This window comes from Kerstersia sp., assembly GCF_052103615.1.
In the GTDB taxonomy this organism is placed as follows: Bacteria; Pseudomonadota; Gammaproteobacteria; order Burkholderiales; family Burkholderiaceae_B; genus Kerstersia.
Genome location: NZ_JBQEKA010000125.1, coordinates 1 through 6,243, shown reverse-complemented (window position 1 = coordinate 6,243; position 6,243 = coordinate 1). Strand labels below are relative to the sequence as shown.

6 protein-coding genes and 1 pseudogene are annotated in these 6,243 nt (G+C 63.4%); 6 read left to right on the top strand and 1 reads right to left on the bottom strand.

Features of this window, described 5'->3' with window-relative positions:
• From ACTJGZ_RS15495 to ACTJGZ_RS15485, 3 genes are all read left to right on the top strand, one after another.
• On the top strand, positions 1-639 hold a 639-nt coding region (locus ACTJGZ_RS15495), incomplete at its 5' end, for a styrene monooxygenase/indole monooxygenase family protein (protein WP_441663795.1).
• A gap of 11 nt (positions 640-650) precedes the next feature.
• Complete coding sequence (locus ACTJGZ_RS15490; protein ID WP_441663794.1) at positions 651-1,166, top strand: flavin reductase family protein; 516 nt, start codon at positions 651-653, stop codon at positions 1,164-1,166.
• Between the two features lie 124 nt (positions 1,167-1,290).
• Positions 1,291-2,895 carry a phytoene desaturase family protein gene (locus ACTJGZ_RS15485; RefSeq protein WP_441663793.1) on the top strand — a complete coding sequence of 535 codons (1,605 nt, stop codon included), beginning with the start codon at positions 1,291-1,293 and terminating at the stop codon, positions 2,893-2,895.
• Positions 2,896-2,931: 36 nt separating this feature from the next.
• On the opposite strand, the gene ACTJGZ_RS15480 is transcribed toward ACTJGZ_RS15485, so the two are convergent.
• Positions 2,932-3,900, bottom strand: a complete 969-nt coding sequence (locus ACTJGZ_RS15480) for an AraC family transcriptional regulator (RefSeq protein WP_441663792.1) — start codon at positions 3,898-3,900, stop codon at positions 2,932-2,934.
• A gap of 176 nt (positions 3,901-4,076) precedes the next feature.
• Between ACTJGZ_RS15480 and ACTJGZ_RS15475 the strand changes: the two genes are divergently transcribed.
• The 3 genes and pseudogenes from ACTJGZ_RS15475 to ACTJGZ_RS15465 all read left to right on the top strand — a co-directional run.
• Positions 4,077-4,694 (top strand): flavin reductase family protein, encoded by a 618-nt coding sequence (locus ACTJGZ_RS15475; protein WP_441663791.1) that lies wholly within the window; start codon positions 4,077-4,079, stop codon positions 4,692-4,694.
• A 261-nt stretch (positions 4,695-4,955) separates the two neighbouring features.
• Entirely contained in the window at positions 4,956-5,705 is a 750-nt protein-coding gene (locus ACTJGZ_RS15470) for an ABC transporter substrate-binding protein (protein ID WP_441663790.1), read from the top strand.
• Between the two features lie 241 nt (positions 5,706-5,946).
• Positions 5,947-6,243, top strand: a pseudogene (locus ACTJGZ_RS15465) (EI24 domain-containing protein); the annotation flags it as partial.

The window sequence follows — 6,243 nt, the reverse complement described above, 5'->3', positions numbered from 1 at the left end:
TTCCCGTCGCTGACCCTGTCCGGCCCGTGCGACATCATGGTGTTCGAAGGGGTGCCTGGCGGCCCGCTGGACCGCTGGCGTGATGTGCAAGGCCCGGCGGACCATCTGGAACGCAGCCTGGATTTCCTGCGCACCTTCCTGCCCTGGGAGGCCGATCGCGCCCGCAACGTGGAACTGACCGATGCCATGGGATATTTGTCCGGCGCCTTCCCTCCGACCGTGCGCAAGCCGGTGCTGACCTTGCCGTCGGGCCGTATGGTGCTGGGCATGGGGGATGCCGTGGTGGTCAATGACCCGATCACCGGCCAGGGTTCCAATAACGCGGCCAAGGCGGCCAAGGTCTATCTGGATGCCATTCTGGCGCGCGGCGAACAGGCATACGACCGTGCCTGGATGGAGCAGGTGTTTGAAACGTATTGGGATTACGCAGGCAAGGTGGTGCAGTGGACCAATTCCATGCTTGCGCCGCCCCAGCCTTCGGCGCTGAGCCTGTTGATGGGTGCGCAGGCGCACCCGGCGCTGGCGCATTTCCTGGCCAACGGCTTTAACCATCCGCCGCGCTATTTCCCCGCCTGGACGGATATGGCTGCGGCCGAAAAACTGATAGGCGACTGCGCCGCTGGCCGTCTGGCGGCCTGAGGGAGAGCATCATGTCCATGTCTTCCATCGAGGAAAAGGCCGCTGTCGTGCTCGATAGCCGCGCCTTCCGCCAGGCGCTGGGGCATTTCCCGACAGGGGTTGCCGTGGTGACGACACGCAGCGGCAATGGCAGGCCGGTAGGGCTGACCATCAATTCGTTTTCCTCGCTTTCGCTGGATCCGCCATTGATTCTGTGGAGTCTGGTGACGCATTCCCCCAGCCTGGAAACCTTTCTGGCCTGCAAGCACTTCGCCATCAACATCATGAGCGAAGCGCAGGCGGAGCTGGCCCTGAATTTTGCCAACCCCCGGGTGGAAGACAAATTTGCCCTGGCCAGCCACCAGGATTGCGAGGAAGGGATTCCCCTGATCGACGGCTGCAGCGCCCGTTTTGTCTGCGAGAATTACTGCAGCCACGAAGGGGGTGACCATCGTTTGTTCATCGGCAGGGTATTGCGCCATGAAGCCGACGGGCATGCGCCGGCCGTATTCCATCAAGGGCGTTTCACCCGCCTGAACATAGGCTAAGCCGGGCCGCGGGCATGAGCCTCACGGCCCGGCGGCAAACCGACACCGGCCCATGCGGCCGGTGTCGGCGATTTTGTGCGGTATCCGCGTGGATACCGCCTTCAGGAAGGACAGGAGACAAAGCATGAATAAGAATCCTGAGGCCGATGTCATCGTCGTCGGCAGCGGCATGAATTCATTGGTGTGCGCCGCCGTGCTGGCGCAGCGCGGCATGACGGTGACTGTGCTGGAGCGCAATTCGGTGCCCGGCGGCTGCATCCGGACGGAAAGCCTGTACCCCGGCTATACCCATGAGGTGCTGTCGAGCTGGTATCCGCTCTTTCTGGGCGGCGCGGCCTATGCCGAACTGGCTGAACCGCTCAAGCAGGTGGGTGTGGAGTTCGTGTCTTGCGACTACAGCACCGGTGTGGCCATTCCTGGCGGCCCGGGCCTGGCGCTGCGCAAGGATATTGCCGATAGCGCTGCGCGCATGAATGCGCTGGCGGCAGGGGACGGCGATGCCTTCGCCGCCATGGCGCAACGCATGTTTGGCGCCGATGCGGGCCTGGTATTCGGTCTCATGGGGAATGACCCCTACAGCTTGGCCACGGCGCGCTTGCTGTTCGGCGAGTGGCGCAAACGGGGGCTGGACGGCTTGATGGCATTTGGCTCAGAGGCGCTGGAAAGCCTGCGCCGCTGGGCGGACCGCTCGATGCAAGGGACGCTAAACCGCGCCATGCTGGCGCCCTGGGTGCTGCATGGCGGCCTGGGGCCGGACGAAGCGTCTTCCGCCTTGATTGGCAAATTGACTTGCGCGGCAGTGGTCGCTGGCGGGATGCCGGTGGTTAAAGGCGGCGGGGCGCGTCTGGTGCAGGGGTTTATCGACATCATCAGTGCCGCTGGCGGTTCGGTGCAAACCTCTATGAATGTCGAGCGCGTGCTGGTCGAACGGGGCCGTGCGGTCGGCGTGCAGGCCGGCGGGCAGACACTGCGCGCCAAGCGCGGCGTGGTGTGCAATGTGACGCCGGGCCAGCTTTACGGACAGTTGCTGCCCCCCTTGCGGGAAACCGAGGCAGCCGTCGAACAGGCCAAGCGCTTCCGGCATGGCCGCGGCGGCATGCAAATCCATTTCACGCTGGACCGCGCGCCGAATTGGCGCGAGCCCGAGTTGCAGCATGTGCCCATGGTTCATGTGACCGAGAGTCTGGAACAGGTGTGCCTGTCAGTGACCGAAGCCAACAACGGCTGCCTGCCTGCCCGGCCGACGCTGGCAGTGGGGCAGCCGGTGGCGGTCGATGCGTCGCGCGCGCCCGAGGGCGGCTGGATTCTGTGGGTGCAGATGCAGGATGTGCCTTCCCGTTTGCGCGGCGACATGGCCGGGGAAATCGCCATTCCTGAGGATGGCTGCTGGAACGAAGCGGTGCGGGAGGCTTATGCCGATCGCGTGCAGGCCAGGCTGGAAACGGTGATGCCAGGGCTGGGCAAGTCCATTCTGGACCGCCGCGCGTTTTCACCGGCAGATCTGGAGGCCTGGAATATCAATCTGGTGGGTGGCGACCCGTATTCCGGCGTGTGTTCGCCGGACCAGTTTTTCTGGATGCGTCCCTTTGCCGGGGTGAAAGCGGCGCGTACCGGACGCACGCCAGTGAAAGACCTGCATCATATCGGCGCTTCGGTGCACCCGGGGCCGGGGCTGGGCGGTCAATCCGGTTATCTGGCGGCCAAGCGCATTCTGGGCGGCAAGTCGTGACCGGGCGGCACCCTGGTGCGGGTGCCGCCTGAGCGTTTACAGCCCCCGGCGTTGCAGGCTGACGCTGGGCGTTTCACCGAAACGCTGGCGGTATTCGGCGCTGAAGCGGCCCAGGTGCGAAAAGCCCCAGCGCAGCGCAATGGTGGAAACCGAGTCGCTTTGCTGCGGATCCAGCAGGTCACGGCGGGCGCGTTCCAGCCGGATGCCGCGCAGGTATTGCATGGGGCTGATACCGCAATATTCGCGGAACCCGGCGTAGAGGCTGCGCAGGCTGACCCCGGCAAAACGGGCCAGGTCTTCGCCGCGCACGGCCGTATGCGCATGCTCTTGAAGATAGGCTTCCACCCGTTTGATGTGGCGCGGCAAGATGCGCTGGGCTGCCGGGCTGTCATCGAGCTGCCGGTGCGGATGCAGGCTCAGCAGGGTAGAGGCGGCCAGTTGCTCGATCTGCGTCAGCAGCAAAGGGGAGTCGGCGCCTTCGCCTTGGGTATGGGCGCAGTCCAGCAGATAACGCATCATGCGTTTCCAGGGGGCGCTGGCATGGGCTTCGAAACGGACCGGAAAACTGACGCTGCGCGGCGTATCGACGCCGTCCATGGCAGCCGCCAGACCTTCGACCAGGTTGCGGTCCAGCTTCAGCATGACCTGGTCGCTGTCACCGCGCCAGCGCATGTCTATGTCTTCATTGGGGTTGAGCAGGCTGGCCGTATTGACGGTGGAATCGACCTCTTCGGCGCCACAGCGGATCTGGGCCGAACCATACAGCGGGATTTGCACCAGATAGAAACCGGCAAGATGCTCGGGCTGGATGCGCACATCGGCGCCGTAACACAGCCGGCTCAGGGTAATGCGCCCGAAGTCGGCATGCCGGATGCGGGTGTCCAGCGCCTGCCCGGTATGCTGCATGCATAGACGGTGCGGCTTGAGCATATTGCTGACGGCGGCCTGTGCCTGGTCCAGGTCACCGTAGGCGTGGTCTTCCCAATGGCTGAGCATGGTCTGCATGGTGAAATCCCTGTCGAAGCGGTAAAGCCCCCACGGCCAGGCGCTGCAAGAAGCGGCGCGTGCCGGGGCCCGCCGCCGGGCCATGGTGAAAAGGTTATTTTAGTTGTAAAGTATTTAAGTGGGCATCGGGCTTTCCCGGTGTTTTTGATAGATAAATCGCAGAATGCAGGCAAAAAATGGAAGATCGCAATTACCACTATTACGAAACGGCAAAAGGGCACGGCCTGAAGCATGATCCCATCGCTGCCATCGTCGGCCCGCGCGTCATCGGCTGGATAGGTTCGCGCTCGGCCGAAGGCCAGCTGAATCTGGCGCCGTACAGCTTTTGCAACGTGTTTAACTACCGCCCGCCGGTGATTGCGTTTTCCAGCGTCGGCTACAAAGACAGCGTGCGCAATGCCATTGAAACCGGGGTATTCACCTGGAATCTGGCGACCCGCGTTCTGGCGGAAAAAATGAATGAAACCAGTGTCGAGCGGGATGTCCGCGAGTTTGAATTGAGCGGGCTGACGCCGCTGACCGGGCGACTGGTGGACGCGCCCAGGGTGGCCGAAAGCCCGGTATCGCTGGAATGCCGCCTGACCCAGCATTTCCGGCTGCAAAATGCGGCAGGCCAGGAACTGGATACCTGGATGGTGCTGGGCGAAGTCGTCGCCGCGCATATTTCCCGGCATTGTCTGGTCGATGGGGTCTATCAGACGGCCTTGCCCGGCCCGATTCTGCGCGCTGGCGGCCCGGGGGATTTCTTCGAAGTCACCGACGCCACCCGTTTTTTCATGCGCCGCCCGGCGTAAAACCTGCCAGACGCAGGGCGCCTGCTGCTTTGCCGGCAGGCTTTTCGTATCCGGGAACGTCGCTATTTCGCGAAGATTGCCGCGCTGCACAAAAAATGCTTGCCTATACAGAAAAATCTGGAAGAATAGTTCCATCACCGGCCATTCATGCTGCATTGCACAGTGTGCTGCCGGTGATCCGGGAATAGACTTTCCAAGAGACAACAGGGCAGGGCTGGCCGTCGCAAGCGGCCGTGTTCATGTGCTGGCAAGGAGACGACCGTGCAGGAAAAAGAAAAAAAAGCAGCAGTCCTGGCGCCCAGCGGTACGCTGCGCGTCGCCATCAATCTCGGCAATGCCGTTCTGGCAGGCCTCACTGACAAAGGCGCCCTGAAAGGCGTCACCGTCGATCTGGCGCGGCGTCTGGCCAGCGAGCTGGGCGTGCCGCTGGAACTGATTGCCTGCCAGGCGGCCCGCGAGTCGGTGGCCCTGGTCTCTGGCGGCAAGGCCGACATTGGCTTTTTTGCCATAGATCCGCAACGCAGCGGCAGCGGCATTGCCTTTACCGATCCGTATGTACTGATCGAAGGCTGCTATGCCGTCCGCCGCGACTCCCCGATGCAGCACAATGAGGACGTCGATGCCGAAGGCATAGACCTGGTTGTTGGCCAGGGCAGCGCCTACGATCTGCACCTGTCGCGCACGTTGCAGCGCGCCCGCCTGGTACGGGCGCCCAGCCCGAGGGCCGTGCTGGATATTTTCCTGGAAGCCGGTTACCCGGTGATGGCGGGTGTGCGCCAGCAACTGGAAAAAGACCGTGACCATGTGCCGGGGCTGCGCTTGTTGCCGGGTCATTTCATGGTAATTCCCCAGGCCATGGGCGTGCCCCAGTCACGCGGGCAGGAAGCGCTGTCCTATCTCCAGGCGTTTATTGAGTCCTGCAAGGCTGACGGTTTTGTGGCCCAGTCGCTGGATCGCCATGGCATGCGGGGCGTTTCCGTCGCGCCGCATGGCGAATGGCTGGCTGCCTGAATTCCTGGCGCCCAGGGCGCCAGGCGCGGCAGAACAGGCCGGGCAGGAAACCGGGCGGGACAGAGCGGGCAGAGCGTAATGGGTGGACGTACTGAGTGGACGTACTGAGTGGACGTCATAGGCGGACGTAACATCGGGCAACGCTTCGCCTGTCTCTGAACCGGCCGGTTTCCGGGCTATGGCCGGGTTGCCGCGCCGGGATCAGGGATAATTGGCATCTGTTTTTCAGGCAGGAGCTGTCATGCCCATTATTTCCCAGCCGCCAGCGCTTGCTGGCACCCCAGCGCCTCAGGGGGCCGCCATGCTGGCGCAGGCTTTCCAGCGCGCGCGGGTCTCGCTTTGGCATCCGCGCATGCTGCTGGCCTTGCTGCTGCCATTCATCATCATGGCTGTCGGCGGCGTGCTGCTGGTCTGGCTCGCCTGGACACCGGTCAGCGAATGGCTGATGCAGCAGCAGTCCAACTGGTCGCCGCTGGAAAGCGCGGATGCCTGGATGACAGGCATCGGGCTGTTCTCGCTGAAAGTCTGGCTGACGCCG